Origin of the sequence: Streptomyces sp. KL109B, assembly GCF_030766935.1 — a bacterium.
Lineage (GTDB): Bacteria > Actinomycetota > Actinomycetes > Streptomycetales > Streptomycetaceae > Streptomyces.
Genome location: NZ_JASERL010000018.1, coordinates 167948 through 184414, shown reverse-complemented (window position 1 = coordinate 184414; position 16467 = coordinate 167948). Strand labels below are relative to the sequence as shown.

Annotated in this window: 15 protein-coding genes; 5 read left to right on the top strand and 10 right to left on the bottom strand. The window is 69.0% G+C overall.

The window, feature by feature from the left end; genetic code table 11:
• Positions 1 to 12 precede the first annotated feature (12 nt).
• Positions 13 to 480: a GNAT family N-acetyltransferase gene (locus tag RBJ65_RS40560; RefSeq protein ID WP_306320792.1), complete on the bottom strand. Its 468-nt coding sequence runs from the start codon at positions 478 to 480 to the stop codon at positions 13 to 15.
• Between the two features lie 96 nt (positions 481 to 576).
• Here RBJ65_RS40560 and RBJ65_RS40555 point away from each other — a divergent pair, with 96 nt between their 5' ends.
• Together RBJ65_RS40555 and RBJ65_RS40550 are read left to right on the top strand one after the other, a co-directional pair.
• A complete protein-coding gene (locus RBJ65_RS40555; protein WP_306320793.1) occupies positions 577 to 1050 on the top strand; it encodes a MerR family transcriptional regulator in 474 nt (157 codons plus the stop codon).
• Between the two features lie 5 nt (positions 1051 to 1055).
• A complete protein-coding gene (locus RBJ65_RS40550; RefSeq protein WP_372341341.1) occupies positions 1056 to 2102 on the top strand; it encodes an aldo/keto reductase in 1047 nt (348 codons plus the stop codon).
• A 39-nt stretch (positions 2103 to 2141) separates the two neighbouring features.
• On the opposite strand, the gene RBJ65_RS40545 is transcribed toward RBJ65_RS40550, so the two are convergent.
• From RBJ65_RS40545 to RBJ65_RS40515, 7 genes are all read right to left on the bottom strand, one after another.
• A complete protein-coding gene (locus RBJ65_RS40545; RefSeq protein ID WP_306320794.1) occupies positions 2142 to 3371 on the bottom strand; it encodes an acyltransferase in 1230 nt (409 codons plus the stop codon).
• Positions 3368 to 4498: an alpha/beta hydrolase gene (locus tag RBJ65_RS40540; RefSeq protein ID WP_306320795.1), complete on the bottom strand. Its 1131-nt coding sequence runs from the start codon at positions 4496 to 4498 to the stop codon at positions 3368 to 3370. The genes RBJ65_RS40545 and RBJ65_RS40540 overlap by 4 nt, the downstream gene beginning before the upstream one ends.
• 153 nt (positions 4499 to 4651) lie before the next feature.
• Positions 4652 to 5329 (bottom strand): response regulator transcription factor, encoded by a 678-nt coding sequence (locus RBJ65_RS40535; RefSeq protein ID WP_306320796.1) that lies wholly within the window; start codon positions 5327 to 5329, stop codon positions 4652 to 4654.
• Between the two features lie 15 nt (positions 5330 to 5344).
• Positions 5345 to 6721 carry a sensor histidine kinase gene (locus RBJ65_RS40530; protein WP_372341342.1) on the bottom strand — a complete coding sequence of 459 codons (1377 nt, stop codon included), beginning with the start codon at positions 6719 to 6721 and terminating at the stop codon, positions 5345 to 5347.
• Between the two features lie 128 nt (positions 6722 to 6849).
• A complete protein-coding gene (locus RBJ65_RS40525) occupies positions 6850 to 7728 on the bottom strand; it encodes a DUF4429 domain-containing protein (RefSeq protein ID WP_306320798.1) in 879 nt (292 codons plus the stop codon).
• Positions 7729 to 7804: 76 nt separating this feature from the next.
• Positions 7805 to 9016, bottom strand: coding sequence for an alpha/beta hydrolase (locus tag RBJ65_RS40520; RefSeq protein ID WP_306320799.1), 1212 nt, complete (start codon positions 9014 to 9016; stop codon positions 7805 to 7807).
• Positions 9017 to 9123: 107 nt separating this feature from the next.
• Entirely contained in the window at positions 9124 to 9774 is a 651-nt protein-coding gene (locus tag RBJ65_RS40515; protein ID WP_306320800.1) for a TetR/AcrR family transcriptional regulator, read from the bottom strand.
• Between the two features lie 110 nt (positions 9775 to 9884).
• On the opposite strand from RBJ65_RS40515, the gene RBJ65_RS40510 reads away from it, so the two are divergent.
• The 3 genes from RBJ65_RS40510 to RBJ65_RS40500 all read left to right on the top strand — a co-directional run bounded on the left by RBJ65_RS40510 (position 9885) and on the right by RBJ65_RS40500 (position 12509).
• Positions 9885 to 11495 carry an MFS transporter gene (locus RBJ65_RS40510; protein ID WP_306320801.1) on the top strand — a complete coding sequence of 537 codons (1611 nt, stop codon included), beginning with the start codon at positions 9885 to 9887 and terminating at the stop codon, positions 11493 to 11495.
• Positions 11496 to 11714: 219 nt separating this feature from the next.
• Positions 11715 to 12089 (top strand): peptidase inhibitor family I36 protein, encoded by a 375-nt coding sequence (locus RBJ65_RS40505; RefSeq protein ID WP_306320802.1) that lies wholly within the window; start codon positions 11715 to 11717, stop codon positions 12087 to 12089.
• A gap of 111 nt (positions 12090 to 12200) precedes the next feature.
• Positions 12201 to 12509 (top strand): small hydrophobic protein, encoded by a 309-nt coding sequence (locus RBJ65_RS40500; RefSeq protein ID WP_306320803.1) that lies wholly within the window; start codon positions 12201 to 12203, stop codon positions 12507 to 12509.
• A 26-nt stretch (positions 12510 to 12535) separates the two neighbouring features.
• Here RBJ65_RS40500 and RBJ65_RS40495 read toward each other — a convergent pair whose 3' ends face one another.
• Positions 12536 to 13519, bottom strand: a complete 984-nt coding sequence (locus tag RBJ65_RS40495) for a potassium channel family protein (protein ID WP_306320804.1) — start codon at positions 13517 to 13519, stop codon at positions 12536 to 12538.
• Positions 13520 to 13588: 69 nt separating this feature from the next.
• Positions 13589 to 16336: a pyruvate dehydrogenase (acetyl-transferring), homodimeric type gene (gene aceE, locus RBJ65_RS40490; protein ID WP_306320805.1), complete on the bottom strand. Its 2748-nt coding sequence runs from the start codon at positions 16334 to 16336 to the stop codon at positions 13589 to 13591.
• Positions 16337 to 16467 lie beyond the last annotated feature (131 nt).

The window sequence follows — 16467 nt, the reverse complement described above, 5'->3', positions numbered from 1 at the left end:
TCGCCGAAGACGTCAGAGCGTCAGCCTCATCGCGGGCGCGGGAGTGCGGGCGAAGCCGAGGGAGGAGTACAACGGCTCGCCCTCGGTGGACGCGTGCAGATCGACCCGGCGGACCTCACGCTCCTCGAACCAGGCGAGCAGCGCCTCCATACAGGCCCGCGAGTAGCCGCGACGCCGGTACGCGGGATCGGTGCAGACATTGAAGACGTGCCCCGAAGTCCCCTCGGGGTTGCCGGGACTGCCCAGGCTGAGGTTGATCGTGCCCGTCGCGCAGGCCGCGAGCGTGCCGGGAACGTCCGGCGCGTCGACCACGAACACCGCCAACGGGCCGCCTCCGTCGGCCAGATGAGACCGTAGGGTCTTCGCCGCATGCGGCTGCCACTCCACGTCGTCACTGGGTCTCATCGCATCCAGCATGATCTTGCGCAGGCGGACCAGTTCCTCGGCGTCGGCGGGCGTGGCGCGGCGTACGACAGTCATGGCTCCGCACCGTAACCGGGCCGTCCGCGAGGCGTCGTCCCGATTTCTTCTGCCGTGCTTGCTTGGAGTGCACTCCAAGGTTCTAGCGTGGGGGCCATGACGGTGATGGAGACCACGCCCCGCTCCCGTGCGGCGACCAGGAAGACCCACAGCTGTGCCTCGGCGCCACCCCCGCACCCCCGCCCCGAAGGCCAGGATCACTACACCATCAGCGAGGTCGTCGCCCTCACCGGACTGACCGCTCACACCTTGCGCTGGTACGAGCGGATCGGCCTGATGCCCGACGTCGACCGCTCGCACACCGGGCAACGCCGCTACAGCAACCGTGACCTGGACTGGCTGGCACTCGTCGGCAAGCTCCGGCTCACCGGGATGCCGGTGGCCGACATGGTGCGCTACGCCGAGCTGGTGCGTCGGGGCGAGGAGACCTTCCACGAGCGAAGGGAACTGCTCGAGGCGACCCGCCGCGACGTCCTGAACCGGATGGCCGAACTGCAGGACACCCTGGCCGTACTGGACTACAAGATCGACATCTATGCGGGCGCCCGACCGGCGCCGGAGAGGGCGTGAACCGCATGAGCAGCACGGAGCGGACGCCACGGCAGGGCGAGCAGCGGCGCATTTCCACTGTTGAGTTGGGAAACAACGGGCCCGTGGTGGGCATTCAGGGCCTCGGCTGCATGGGCATGAGCTGGGCCTACGGACCGACGGACGCCGACGAGGCACGGGCCACCCTGGAGCGGGCCCTTGAACTCGGCGTCACCTTGTACGACACCGCCGACGCCTACGGTGCCGGTGAGAACGAGAAGTTCCTCTCTCCTTTCGTCAAGGCGCATCGGGACGAGATCGTCCTGGCGACCAAGTTCGCCATCGGGTCCGATCCGAGCGACCCGTACAAGCGCGTCATCACTAACGACCCCGCCTACATCAGGACCTGCATCGACTCCAGCCTCGGGCGCCTGGGCATCGACTCGGTCGACCTGTACTACATGCATCGCCGCGATCCGAAGGTGCCGATCGAGGAATCGGTCGGCGCGATGGCCGAACTCGTCGCCGCCGGCAAGGTCAAGCACCTCGGTCTGAGCGAGGTCACCGCCGCTGAACTGCGCGCCGCCCAGGCCGTCCATCCGATCGCGGCCGTCCAGTCCGAGTGGTCGCTGTTCAGCCGTGACATCGAACGCTCGGTCGTGCCCGCCGCCGCGGAACTCGGCGTCGCACTCGTCCCGTACTCCCCGCTCGGCCGCGGCTTCCTGACCGGAGCCTTCGTCTCCGCCGACAAGGAACTCGCCGCCGACGACTTCCGACGCCAACAGCCCCGGTTCACCGGGGACAACGCCGCGACCAACGCGGCTCTGCTGGAGCCGGTCCGGCAGGTCGCCGAGGCCCATGGCGCCTCACTCGGCCAGGTCGCCCTGGCCTGGGTGCAGCAGCGCGCTCAGGCCTTCGGCCTCGGTGTCGTCCCGATCCCCGGCACCCGCAAGCGCACGCGCGTCGAGGAGAACACCGCGGCGACGCACATCGTGCTCACCGAGGAGGAACTGGCGCTCCTCGAACCGATCGCCTCCAAGGTCTCGGGCGACCGCTACGCGGACATGACCTTCACCTCGGCGGGCCGCGAATAGCCAGTACGCCACCGGCGCCACCTTCAGCGCCGGTGTGCGTCACGCCAGCCCCAGTGCGAACACCGCGAACCCGGCGGCGAGCAGTCCGGCCAGCGCCCGCCGCGCCCGACTCGCCCGCTTCCACGGTGACTCGAAGCCCCGCGCGTAGCGGCCTATCAGGATCAGCAGCGCCGCGAACAGCGGTAGCCACGCGAGGCGTATCGCTATCCAGGCGAGCACGTCCGGCGCCGTGGTGAGTCCGGGTATCGCGCCGGCGAACGAGCCGGGTATCGCCGCCGCGAGCAGCGCGGTCTGGTGCCAGCAAAGGATCGTCATCGCCGACAGGTTGATGACCACGACCGGTGCCCACAGAGCGGGGCGGCGCAGCAGCTTGCCGATCCGGTCCCGCAGCAGTATCGCCGCGCCGCTCTGTGCGGCCGCCAGGGCGAGGACCAACAGCGAAGGCGGATGCGAGTTCGTCCTCGCCTCGCCGGGCACCCCGACCATCGACGCCGGGTAGTGGAAGAGCACCAAGAGGGCCGCGAACAGCGCCGTACCGCCGACGAGCAGCACCCAGGCGACGCGCTTGCCGAGCCTCTTCTCACCCCAGCAGACACCGAGTTGGTAGGCGAACAGCCAGCCCGGCAGAAGATTGAGCAGGCTCAGCCACGATGGCATGGCCGAGGCGAAGGGGCCGTAGCGGAGGAAGTCGACGAGGGCGACGGACCCGATCAACGGAGCCGCGGACCAGGCACCGAGCCGGTGCGCCGCCTTGATGCACCACGGTGTGAGCGCGGTGATCACGGTGTAGATGCCGACGAACCACAGCGGCTGTATCACCAGGGTGGAAGCCGTGCGCAAGGTCGCCATCGGCACGCCGAGGGCATTCAGCAAGGGGGCCATCGCGGCCCAGACCGCGGTCACGCCCAGCACCGGGCGGCCCAGACGGGCAAGCCTGCCGCGCAGCCAACCGGCCGTCGACGTGCCCCGCTCACGTGCCCGCCGGTACGACAGGACCGACGCGTACCCGCCGACGAGGAAGAAGACCCCGAGCATCTGCAGAACCCAGCTGAGCGGCGCGAAGAAACCGAAGCTGCTCAGCGGGCTCGCATTGTGCAGGGCGCCCTGGGAGTCCAGCGTGAAACCCGCGAGCAGCCAGTGACCGGTGGGCACGGCGAGCAGCGCCAGCGCCCGCAACCCGTCCACCGCCCGATCCCGGTGGGCCGGGGTTTTCGCGTCGATCGAGGCGATGGCCGAGGACACGGAGGCGCGCAGAGAAGTGGCGGTCATGATGCCGCTCCCGTGGCGATGTCGGCGAAGGCGCGCAGCGAATCCGTGCCCGGCGCGAAGTAGCCCGTGTGTCCCTGAGCGTGTTCGGCGGGCACGCGCCGGGCTCCGAAGTCCGGATCCGTCGGATCGGTGCCGTGTCCCAGGCCGAACAGCTCGACGTTCGGCACCTTCGAGATCCAGTCGCTGTCGTTCCGCGCCGCCCACACCCTGGCGTGGGTGTGCAGCCCGGCCACCGTGTCGGCACGCAGCCCGGGCGAACCGAGGGCCACCAGGTCCGACGCGGGAAGCCGGGAGGCGGCGATCCCGCACACCACGGACCCGTAGCTGTGGCAGAAGACCGTCGGACTCGGGGCACCGGCCGCGGTGAGGCCCTGCACGAAGCGGGCCAGCCTGGGGGCTCCCGCCTCGGCGAGCCGACCGGTGGCCGCGTCCGGGCCCAGCCCCACCGGCGTGGTGTAGCCGACCCACGCCACCGTTGCCGTCTGTCCGCTCGTCGCCCGATGCAGGGAGCGCGCCATCCCGGCGGGCGTCCCGTAGACGTCCTTGGCCCGGTCGAATGTGCCCAGGTCGATGTCGGAGCCCGGCACGATCACGGAGACATGACGTGCCGTGTCCAAGTCGCCGTACACCTCGGCGACTTGACCCCGACCGCGAGGATCGAAGGTGAGTATCCGCCGCCCCTGCTCAAGCAGTTGGGAGCAGCGGTCGGCGCGCGCACGCGCCGAGTCCCGCTGTCGCTCGGTAAGTCCGGGGTCCTTGGCTTCGGCGCGAGCACGGGCCTGCTCCATCCGCAGAGAGATCGCGTTCGCCTCGTACCGCAGGGCGATCGGGGCCCCGTCCAGGTTGCCGACGACCGAGGGATGCCGCGCGACCAGCTCGTGCTGATCCGCACCGGTCAACCCGCGGAAAAAGGCGGCTACTTGGGCGGGTTCCGTCGTCGCGGGATCGGGAAGTCGGCCGCCCAGTGAATCGTCCGCGCGCCACGAAGCGGTGCCCGGGGGAGGGCCGGTGAGCGGGCGCTGCTCATGGCCCGATGCCCAACCCGCCGTGCCGGACACGGCGATTGCCGTGAGCGCCGCGGTTGCCACGGCGCGCCGGCCGCGTTGTTTCCAAGAGCTCAGGCCCATCGCCCGTCTCCCCTCCGTCCAGTGGTGTGACGAGGGGAAGGTAGAAGGACGGACGCGGCCTGCACGTCACACTGCGGAGCCAACTCGCCCTTGATACCTGGGTATCCGCGACTGATACCTCAGTAGGGGGTCGGAGGCCTCAAGCGCGGCGATTCACTGTTCGCCGGGCGAGACAAGACCGGATTCGTACGCGAAGATCACGGCCTGCGCACGGTCACGCAACCCCAACTTCGCCAGCACCCGGCCGATGTGGGTCTTCACCGTCTGCTCGGCCAGCACCAGCTTCTCCGCGATCTCCTGGTTCGACAGGCCGCGCGCGATCAGCTCGAGGACCTCCGACTCACGCGGCGTCAGGCTCTTCAACAGCGGGGAGTGCTTCTTGCGCTGCGCGGGACGGGTCTTGGCGAAGTCCGCGATGAGGCGCTTGGTGACGGTCGGTGCGAGGAGTGCCTCACCGGCAGCGATCACACGCACCGCGGCGATCAGATCGGCCGGCGGCGCGTCCTTGAGCAGAAAGCCGGAGGCCCCCGCCCGCAGCGCGGCGTACACATAGTCGTCGACGTCGAACGTCGTCAGCATCAGGACCTTCGGCCTGTGCACCACACCGGGCGGTGGGTCCAGCAACTCCTGCGTCGCGGCCAGCCCGTCCATCTCGGGCATCCGCACGTCCATGAGGACCACATCGGGATGCGTGGAGCGGCTCACCTGGACGCCCTCCCTGCCGTCAGGGGCCTCACCCACGACGTCGATGTCGCTCTGCGCGTTCAGCAGCGCGGCGAAACCCGCCCGCACCATGCTCTGGTCGTCCACGATGATCACGCGGATGGTCATGCGTGCCGAATTCCTTTACACCGTCGGGGAGTCGGGCACGGTCAACGGGAGCCGGGCCGCGACACGGAAACCACCGTCGGGCAGCGGTCCCACGTCCAGCGTGCCGCCGACCAACCGTACGCGTTCGTTCATGCCTATCAGCCCGTGTCCGGTGCCGGGGGAGGATTCGACGGGCGACAGCGGTTCGGTGGCCGGCCCGTTGACCACGACCACCAGCAAGGCGTCGTCGTCGAGGCTGACCGAGATCTCGGTCCGGGCACCCGGAGCGTGCCGCACCACGTTCGCCAGAGCCTCCTGCACGATGCGGTACGCGGAGAGGTCCACCGCCGGTGGCACGTCGGCCAGTTCACCGACGAGGGCCAGCTCCAGATGGGACAGGCTGGCAGGGACCCCGCCCCGTATGGTCGCCTCGACCAGCTGGTTCACATGGGCGAGTCCGGGCTGCGGCATCAGGTCACCCTGCTTCTCCTCGCTGCGCAGGACCGCGAGGAGACGCCGCATCTCGGTCAGCGACTGGCGCGCACCCTCCGCGATCGACTCGAACTCCTCGCATGCCTCGTCGGGCAGGTCCTGCAGGCGGTAGGGCGCAGAGTCGGCCTGCACGGTGATCACCGACATGTGGTGTGCGACGACGTCGTGCAGCTCGCGCGCGATTCTGGCGCGCTCCTCGAGCAGGGTCCGGCGGGTCCGCTCGGCCTCGCTGATCGTCTCCTGTGCGACGAGCTTGCGTCTCGTCTCACCACGCTCCCGCAGCAGGGCGCCCAGGAGCAGCACCCCTCCGCTCAGGACGATGAGGAGCACGGTCGTGTTCTGACTGGTTTCGTCGGAGAACAGGCCGAGCGCGATGCTCGCGCCGACGGTGACCAGCCAGATCCCGACGAGAGTGCGACGGCTCTCCCGCAGGGACAGCGCGATGCACAGCACCAGGTAGGCCACGATCACCATGGCGGTCCACGGCGACGGATTGTGCGCGTCCCCTTGGAAGAGGGGGATCGTGCCCAGCACATCCGCGGTGATCATGATGCACCAGGCGGCCAGTGGGCGGCTCACCGCGAGGACCAGGGGAGCGGACTGTGCCACGCCGATCGCGCCGGCGAGGCCGCCGCCGACCCCATAGTCGTTCGACAGGATCTGGGTCGTGGTCGGAATCAGCGCCGCGGTGAAACCCAGCGCGACAAAGTAGGGCAACAGCCGCATCCAGCGGCGGGGAGCCTGTGCCAGCAGGGGGTCCGAGCGGTCGTCGCCCACGGCCGCCATGAGCGTCTCCCCGGCCCAGGCCATTCGATCGCCCAGCCGCCGCACCGCTCCGGTCACGTGTCGGGAGCCCGTCCGGCCGGATTCTTCGTCCGGTGGGCGGGGCGTGGGCCGCGGGGAGGTCGGTGCAGTGCTCATGGCCAGTTCAGCGTATGCATCCGGGGCCGATCGCGCCGTCATACCGGAGTGCTCAACCGCACCTCATACCCAGGTATTACGGATCCGGCTTCCGGGCGCGGCCCGGTGCCGGACACCGCGGTCGGCGGTCACAGTTGCGCGAGCAGCTCGGCCTTCTTCGTCGTGAACTCGGCATCCGTCACCAGGCCCGCCTGGTGCAGCTCACCGAGGTGCCGGATGCGGTCGGCGATGTCCGCGGGATCGCGCCTGGCTGCCGCCGTCGAGTCGGCGCACAAGGTACTGGCCTGCGGCGGCGCGGGACCGGACGCACGTACGGCCGCCAGCACCGAGGCGGCGAACGGCAGTGACTCGTGCACCGGGCCGTAGCCGAGCCCGAACACGACAGCGGCCGGATCCTGGTCGGCCTGTCCCGGCTGCTCCCCGGCGGCCTCACGGGGCAGGAGTCGCAGATGTCCCTCGAAGAGTTCGGGCGAGCGCCATTCGACGCCGCTCAGGTCCGCTATCGGGAACGTCTTGTCCCCGGCCTTCCACTTCGCAGACGAGGCGCCGGTCCAGAACCAGCGGAAGGCCACCGAGGTTCCGTCGAAAGAGGCCTTTCCGTCGTAGGCCTTGAACTGGCGCGGCGGCTCAGGGGCAGCCACCAGATAGCTCTCCGGGCGCACGCCCTCGTGGTCGGTGAGCCGCTCGCGCAACTCGTCCGCGTAGTACTCGCCGAGCGTCTCCCGCTCAGCGGGCAGCACGAGGCGGTACGGGTCGCTGCCTTCCTTGAGCTGGCCCGCCGCAGCGTCCATCAGTGGATCCGCGCCCGGTCTCGGCACCGCGTGCAGCACGACGGTCCCGCGTTTTCCGGGCGTCAGGGCCACCGCCGCGATCGCTTCCAGTGGGATGCGGCGTTCGCCCAGCGCCTGAAGGAGCTTGGGCGTGCGGATCCCCCGTTCGAAGCGGATGAGCACGGAGTCGGACTCGAACTCCCAGGCGGCATGAAATCCGGCCAGTACGTCACCCATGTGGCTCATCGTAGGCGGAGCGCGCGTCTCCGTCGCCTATCGCGTCAGACCGCGGTTCCACCACTTTCTACGCGCGTCAGGCGGAGACGTTGCCGGAAAAACCGCCCAGGCACCCCTCGCCCCCGCCCGCACAGTGGACCGTCTTGTACGAGCCAGTGCCGATGTCGGCGAAGTTGGCGAGGCTCTCGGTACCGGGCACGAAGTAACCGGTGTGGCCCTTGGAGCCATCCGCTGCCATGACGCGCGCGCCGAAGGCGGAGGAGACGGGGTCCGCTCCGTGGCCGAGACCGCCCACCTCCATGTAGGGAATGTCCTGGATCCAGTCGTCCCTGTCGCGGGTGGCCCACACGCGCGCGTGCGTGTTCAGACCGGCGGCGCTCTGGGCGCGCATACCGGGGCTGCCCGCCACCGCGATGTCGCTGACCCGGTCGGGCAGGCGGTGCGCCGCGACGCCGCACACCACGGAGCCGTAGCTGTGGCAGTACAGGGCGACGGAGGAACGGCCGGGCAGCGCGCGCAGCATGGCGTTGAGCCGTACCGCACCCTCCTCGGCGCGCATCGCCGTGGCGGCGTCCACGCCCAGGCCGGCCGGAGCGGTGTAGTCGGCCCACGCGATGACCGCGGTACGTGTGTGCGGGCTCGCGCTGTGTTCAGCGCCGTACAGGGAGCGCGCCATGCCTACGGGGGCCGAGTACTGGCGGGATGTGCGCTCGAAGGTGAGCACGTTCGTGTCGACGCCCGGCACTACGACGGACACCCGCTGGGCCTTGTCGAGGTTGCCGAAGACCTCGGCGACCCGGCCGGCGCCCAGCGGATCGAAGGAGAGGATCTTGCGGTCGGGCTTCGACAGCGACGCGAAGCGTTTCATGCGCTTCTTCGCGTCGGCGTGACCGACGGACGACAGACGGTTGTCGTACATGCGTCTGTGCTCGACCTGACGGGCCTGGTCGAGCGCGATGCGGTTGGCGCGGTAACGCAGCTCTACAGGAGCGCCGTTCATGTTGCCGACCGCGAGCGGATACCGGTCGGCGAGCTCACCGCGCTGGTGTGCGCTCAGTGAGCTGAAGAAGTGCGCGAGTCGGGTGGGGGAGCCGTTCGGCGCGGGCAGGGCATGTCCGTTCATCCGGCCGTGCTCCCAAGCGGTGAGCGCGGTCTGGAGCGGCGATGTGACGCCTCGCTGATGGCGCACCGCGGTCCAGCCGGTGGTGGCCAGCATGACGAACACGACGACCAGCGCAAGCAGTGCGCGCCAGACGTTGAGTTGGGGAGAGGTATCGAAGGAAGTCACTGCGGGACACCCTAGGAGAAGCGCATGGGGCACCGTGAATGAGGTGAGGCGGATCACGTTTCCCAGGGTGTATTTGGGTAAAACCGGACGTACTTGCAGCGATGGCCTCACTCTGTGTGAGGGAGGCCGCGGTGCCATTGCCCGGCCAGCGAGGGTCTCAAGTGGTCGAGGTAGGACTCGGTGAGGAGGCGGATGGACTCGACGCTCGCGTCCTCGCCCGCGCTCCACAGGCGTCCGGTCATCCGCATGACGCCACCGAACGCGGCCACGGCCACGCGCGGGCGCGGATCATGGTCCACGTCGAGCCCTTCGCGTTCGGCGACCACGCGCGCGAGTTCTTCCTCCAGTTCGACGGAGCGGCGCAGGTGGGCGGAGAGCAGGGCGGGGGTGGACTCGATCATCTGGTAGGTGCGCATGTGGAGTTCGAGCGGTACGACCTCCTCCACGACGCGGCTCATCGCGTCCCAGGTGCCGAGCACGGTCCGCCGCAGAGCCTCGAACGGGTTCTCTTCCAGGGGGCGTTCGCGCAGCGCGGCGACGAAGCGTTCCTCCACCATCTGCTGCACAGCGAGCGCGGCCTCTTCCTTGTTCGCGAAGTACCGGAAGAACGTGCGTTGGGACACCTCGCAGGTCTCGACGATCTCGTCGACCGTCGTACGGTCGAACCCCTGGGTCGTGAAGAGCTCAAGTGCGGCTCGCAGCAAGGAGTTTCGGGTGCGTTGCTTCTTGAGTTCACGCAGGTTGATTCGATCCGTCATGGTCCTCTTTCTCGCTGTTTGTGCAGCTCACCATAGTGTGAGCGACGTGACAGTTACCGACTTGTGAAATGGTTCGTCAACTGTCAGTCGCTGTCATTAGCCTCGAACGCATGACTAGTCAGACCACTGTCGACAAGGCGGATCGGATTCCGGAGCCCGAGCCCGTCCCGACACCGGCCAAGGGGCTGCGCGGTCACCCCTGGTTGACACTTTTCTCCGTCGCGATCGGCGTCATGATGGTCGCCCTCGACGGCACCATCGTCGCCATCGCCAACCCGACTATTAAGAACGACCTCGGCGCGACCTTCGCCGACGTCCAGTGGATCACCAACGGCTACTTCCTCGCCCTCGCGGTCACGCTGATCACCGCGGGCAAGCTCGGTGACCGGTTCGGCCACCGGCAGACCTTCCTCATCGGCGTCGTCGGCTTCGCCGCCGCGTCGGGGGCCATCGGCCTGTCCGACAGCATCGCCCTCGTCATTACGTTCCGCGTGTTCCAGGGCCTGTTCGGCGCGCTGTTGATGCCGGCCGCGCTCGGCCTGCTGCGTGCCACGTTCCCCGCCGAGAAGCTGAACATGGCGATCGGTATCTGGGGCATGGTCATCGGCGCCTCGACCGCGGGCGGCCCGATCGTCGGTGGGCTGCTCGTCGAGCATGTCAGCTGGCAGTCGGTCTTCTTCATCAACGTCCCCATCGGCGTACTCGCCCTGGTCCTGGGGCTGTTCATCCTCCTGGACCACCGTGCCGAGAACGCGCCGCGGTCCTTTGACCTCCTCGGCATCGTGCTGCTGTCCGGCGCGATGTTCTGCCTGGTCTGGGCGCTCATCAAGGCCCCGACGTGGGGCTGGGGCGACGGCATGACCTGGGCGTTCATCGCTGGTTCGGTGCTGTGTTTCGCGGTGTTCGCGCTCTGGGAGACCCGCGTCGCCGAACCGCTCATCCCACTCGCCCTGTTCCGCTCAGTGCCGCTGTCGGCCGGTGTGGTCCTGATGGTGCTCATGGCCATCGCGTTCATGGGCGGACTGTTCTTCGTCACGTTCTACTTGCAGAACGTGCACGGCATGAGCCCGGTCGACAGCGGTATGCATCTGCTTCCGCTGACCGGCATGATGATCGTCGGCTCTCCGCTGGCGGGAGCGATGATCACCAAGGTCGGGCCCCGCATCCCGCTCGCCGGCGGCATGACGCTCACCGCCGCCGCCATGTACGGCATGTCCACGCTGGAGCCGGGAACGGGCAGCGGCGTCATGTCCATCTGGTTCGCCCTGCTGGGGCTGGGCCTCGCGCCCGTGATGGTGGGAGCCACGGAAGTCATCGTGGGCAACGCCCCGTTGGAGCTGTCCGGCGTGGCCGGTGGACTCCAGCAGGCGGCGATGCAGATCGGCGGCAGCCTCGGCACCGCCGTGCTCGGTGCCGTCATGGCGTCGAAGGTCGACAGCGACCTCGCCGGGAACTGGAAGGACGCCGAACTCCCGCCGCTCACGTCCGGCCAGCTGGGACAGGCGTCGGAGGCCGTCCAGGTCGGCGTCGCGCCGGTGCCGCCGGGCGCCCCGGACGCGCTCGCCGCGAAGATCACGGGCGTCGCACAGGACACCTTCATGTCGGGCATGGGCATGGCGTGCCTGGTCGCCGCGGGGGTCGCCGTCGTCGCCATCCTCGTCGCGCTGCTCACCAAGCGCGGCGAGAACGCGGAGGCGGGAGCGGGCGCGGCGCACATCTGACGGCCGGGCACGGCAGTGGGAACCGCCCCCTAGGGGACGGGCCCTGATGCCGAAACCGCTCTTGTGAGGGAAGCCCCCGAGGAACCATCCGGGGGCTTTCGCTTATCCGGGTGACGTCCCACGCCAACCCTTCCCCGAACCAGATCTTCCGGGCCAAAGTGTCATTCACGCGACCGGTCGCGAACGCAACTGGTCGACATGACACGGGGGTTGAAGCACATGCGTATGTACATGACCACGGCTGCCGCCGCGACCGCACTCGCCGCGGTCGCACTCACGCCAGGCCTCGCCACCGCGGCGGCGCCACCGACGCTGAGCGACTGCGCGGCGGGAGAGCTGTGTCTATGGGGCAAGGGCGGATTCAAGGGATCCCGCCACGCCTATGAACTGGCCGACATCGACATCGAGAGCTGCACCGCGCTGCCGGAGGGGAGCAGCGCGGCGTCCCTCGCCAACCGCACCGGCCGCCCCGTCACCACCTACCAGTCCGCGACCTGCGCGGAGACCGGCGAGTTCCAGACCTACCCCGGCAGCGGTACCTGGGAGCCCGAATCCCCTTACCGGGCACGGGCGTTCAAGGTCTGGGAGAGATAGCGGCCCGGGGCGACCACCGATAAGAACAGTGGTGCGCCCGCGCACGATAGACCGCGGAAAGCGGGGGTACCCGAAGCATCGCCCGAGTCCGGACTAACTCAGGGAGTGATGATGGCGGGCTTCGGACACACCACGCGCAAGCACCCCCGCTCACGTGGCCGCGCACGGTCACGGACCGGGCCGGACCGCGCGTCGCTCGGAATCATCGGCCTCATCTGCGCGATCGTCGGCCTCCTCACTCTGGGGATCGTGCTCGGGCCCGTCGCCGTTGTCTGCGGCTGGCTGGCCATGGGCCGTCGATGGACCGGCACACAGTCGATGCCGGCCCTGGTCGCGGTCGTGCTCGGCGCGATCGACACGCTGCTCGCGATCGTCTGGCTGACCTCGGCAGTCGGCCCGCTCGCGGGCGGAGCGTTCTGAGCGCGAACCACTGACCTTCCGAGAGGTCAACTCCACACGGCTCCGGGCGTGTTCCCGGGGCCGTCCGTGGCCGCTTCCGCACCGGGGCGCGGCACACCCGCACCGGGATCCCGCACACCCGCACCGGGGCGTGGCACACCTGCATCGGGATCCCGCACACCCGCACCGGGACCCATCACACGCGCACCCGGCCGGATACTCGCAGACGCCGCAGACGCCGCAGACGCCGCAGACGCCGCAGACGCCGCAGACGCCGCAGACGCCTGTGCCGCAGAGGCCGCCGCGGGGTGCCGTGTCAGCACCGCCACCTGCGCCTGCAGGGCCCGAACCTCCTGCGTGAGCGCCTCGATCGCCTCCGTCTGGCGACGCTCCTGGGCGTCGTCCTTCTCGAACCGGGAGATGAACCATGCCGCGATATTCGCGGTGACCACACCGAGCAGCGCGATGCCGGACAGCATCAGACCGACCGCGAGCAGCCTTCCCGCGCCCGTCGTGGGGGCGTGATCGCCGTAACCGACCGTCGTCATCGTGGTGAACGACCACCAGACGGCGTCGCCCAGGGTCTTGATGTTGCCGTTCGCCGCGTCCCGCTCCACCGAGAGCACCGCGAGCGAACCGAACATCAGCAGGCCCACCACGGCGCCGGCGACGTACGTCGTCAACCGCACCTGGTCCGCCATCCGGGCCCGCCGCCCCACCAGGAGCAGCGTCGACACCACACGCAGCAGCCGCAAGGGCTGCACCAGAGGGAGCACCACGGCGAGGAGGTCGAGTCGGTGCGAGCGCACGAAAAGCCCACGGTCCGGGGCGAGGAAGAGACGGACGACGTAGTCGAGGGCGAACGCGCCCCACACCACCCACTCCACGACGGCACACGCATCGATCAGCCCGCGCGCGGCGTTCGGACGGACGATCGGAACGGTGTAGGCGGCGGCGAAGACCAGGGCGAGGGCGAACAGCGGACGCTGTGTGTGCTGTTCCCAACGGGCCTGTGCCGGTTGCTCCTTCATGCGGGCATCGTAGGAAATGCCGGAGGGCGGCGGGGCCGAAGCCCGCACCGCCCTCCGCCGAGATGTCGGTCAGGCGTCGCCGCCGGCCGCGCCGGGATCGGCCGCCGAGACGTCGAGCAGCTGGTAGCGGTCGATCGCCTGCTTGAGGACCGAGCTGTCGACCTTGCCCTCCCGTGCCAACTCCGTGAGCACACCGACCACCACCGACTGGGCGTCGATGTGGAAGTAGCGGCGCGCGGCGCCCCGGGTGTCCGCGAAGCCGAAGCCGTCCGCACCCAGCGACTGGTACGTGCCGGGCACCCAGCGCGCGATCTGGTCGGGGACGGAGCGCATCCAGTCGGAGACCGCGATGAACGGCCCCTGCGCGCCGGACAGCTTCTGCGTGACGTAGGGCGTGCGCTGCTCCTCTTCTGGGTGCAGCAGGTTGTGGCGCTCTACGTCCACTGCCTCGCGGCGCAGTTCGTTCCACGACGTCGCGGACCAGACGTCGGCCCGTACGTTCCACTCCTCGGCGAGGATCCGCTGTGCCTCCAGCGCCCACGGGACGGCGACGCCCGACGCCATGATCTGGGCGGGGATCGTGCCCGAAGTCCCGGTGCTGATGCGGTGGATGCCCTTGAGGATGCCCTCGACGTCGACATCGGCCGGTTCGGCGGGGTGCTGGATCGGCTCGTTGTAGACGGTGAGGTAGTAGAAGACGTCCTCGCCCGCCTTGCCGTCGGCGGTCGGGCCGTACATCCGGCGCAGACCGTCCTTGACGATGTGCGCGATCTCGTAGGCGTACGCCGGGTCGTAGGCGACGCAGGCGGGGTTGGTCGAGGCGAGCAGCTGAGAGTGGCCGTCGGCGTGCTGGAGGCCTTCGCCGGTCAGAGTCGTACGGCCGGCGGTGGCGCCCAGGACGAAGCCGCGCGCCAACTGGTCGCCCATCTGCCAGAACTGGTCGCCGGTGCGCTGGAATCCGAACATCGAGTAGAAGACGTAGACCGGGATCAGCGGCTCGCCGTGCGTCGCGTAGGCAGAGCCCGCGGCGATCAAGGAGGCCGTGCAGCCCGCTTCCGAGATGCCGTCGTGCAGCATCTGGCCGGTCGGCGACTCCTTGTAGGCGAGCAGGAGTTCACGGTCGACGGACTCGTACTGCTGGCCGAGCGGGTTGTAGATCTTCGCGCTCGGGAAGAAGGAGTCCATGCCGAAGGTGCGGTACTCGTCGGGGGCGATCAGCACGAAGCGCTTGCCGATCTCCTTGTCCCGCATCAGGTCCTTGAGCAGCCGGACGAAGGCCATCGTGGTGGCGATCGACTGCTGCCCGGAGCCCTTCTTGACGCCCGCGTACGCCTTGTCGTCCGGGAGCTGAAGGGGCTTCGCGCGCACGACGCGGGTCGGGACGTACCCGTCCAGCGCCCTGCGGCGGTCGTGCATGTACTGGATCTCCTCGGAGTCCCGGCCGGGGTGGTAGTACGGCGGGGCGCCGCTCTCCAACTGGGCGTCGGTGATCGGGATGTGCAGCCGGTCGCGGAAGCCCTTGAGGTCGTCGACCGTCAGCTTCTTCATCTGGTGCGTGGCGTTGCGGCCCTCGAAGTTCGGGCCGAGGGTCCAGCCCTTGACCGTCTGCGCCAGGATGACCGTCGGCTGTCCCTTGTGTTCGCGGGCGGCCGTGAACGCGGCGTAGATCTTCTTGTGGTCGTGACCGCCGCGGCCCAGGTGCTGGATCTCCTTGTCGGTCATGTTCTCGACCATCGCGCGCAGGCGGTGGTCGTCGCCGAAGAAGTGCTCGCGGATGTAGTCGCCGGTCTCCGTGGCGTAGGTCTGGAACTGGCCGTCGGGCGTCGTGTTCAGCCGGTTGACCAGGACGCCGTCGCGATCCTGGGCGAGCAGCGGGTCCCAACTGCGGTCCCAGACCAGCTTGATGACGTTCCAGCCGGCGCCGCGGAACTGGGACTCGAGCTCCTGGACGATCTTTCCGTTGCCGCGCACCGGGCCGTCGAGGCGCTGCAGGTTGCAGTTGACGACGAAGGTGAGGTTGTCGAGGCCCTCGCGGGCGGCGATGGAGAGCTGGCCGAGGGACTCGGGCTCGTCCATCTCGCCGTCGCCGAGGAAGGCCCACACCTGGGACTTGGAGGTGTCGGCGATGCCGCGGGCCTCCATGTAGCGGTTCATCCGGGCCTGGAAGATCGCGCCGAGCGGGCCGAGGCCCATGGAGACGGTGGGGAACTCCCAGAAGTCCGGCATGAGGCGCGGGTGCGGGTACGAGGAAAGGCCGTTGGGCGACTTCGACTTCTCCTGGCGGAAGCCGTCGAGCTGCTCCTCGCTGAGCCGGTCCAGGAGATAGGCGCGGGCGTAGATGCCGGGGGAGGCGTGGCCCTGGAAGAAGATCTGGTCGCCGCCGTCGCCCTCGTCCTTGCCGCGGAAGAAGTGGTTGAAGCCCACGTCGTAAAGGGACGCGGAGGAGGCGAAGGTGGCGATGTGGCCGCCGACGCCGATCCCGGGGCGTTGGGCACGGGAGACCATCACCGCGGCGTTCCACCGCGTCGCGTTGAGGACCTTGCGCTCGATGTCCTCGTTGCCGGGGAAGAAGGGCTCGTCCTTGGTGGCGATCGTGTTGATGTAGTCCGTGCTGCGCATCTCGGGCACGGCCACGCGCTTCTCGCGGGCCCGCTCGATGAGCCGGAGCATCAGGTACCGGGCCCGCTCGCGGCCGCGTTCGTCGATTGCGGCGTCAAGAGAGTCGAGCCACTCCTGGGTCTCTTCGGGATCGAAGTCCGGGACCTGGCTGGGAAGACCGCCAATGATGATCGGGTTGCGATCGGATCCGGAAACCACGCTGTTCCTTCACTGTCGGTGATGCCACTGTTCCACTGTTGGGTACGCCGTTGTCCATCGTGTACCTCGAATTCGGAATCGTCATCTCTACCGAGAGGTAATTCGAGGTCCGGCCCGTATCCCGCCAGCGC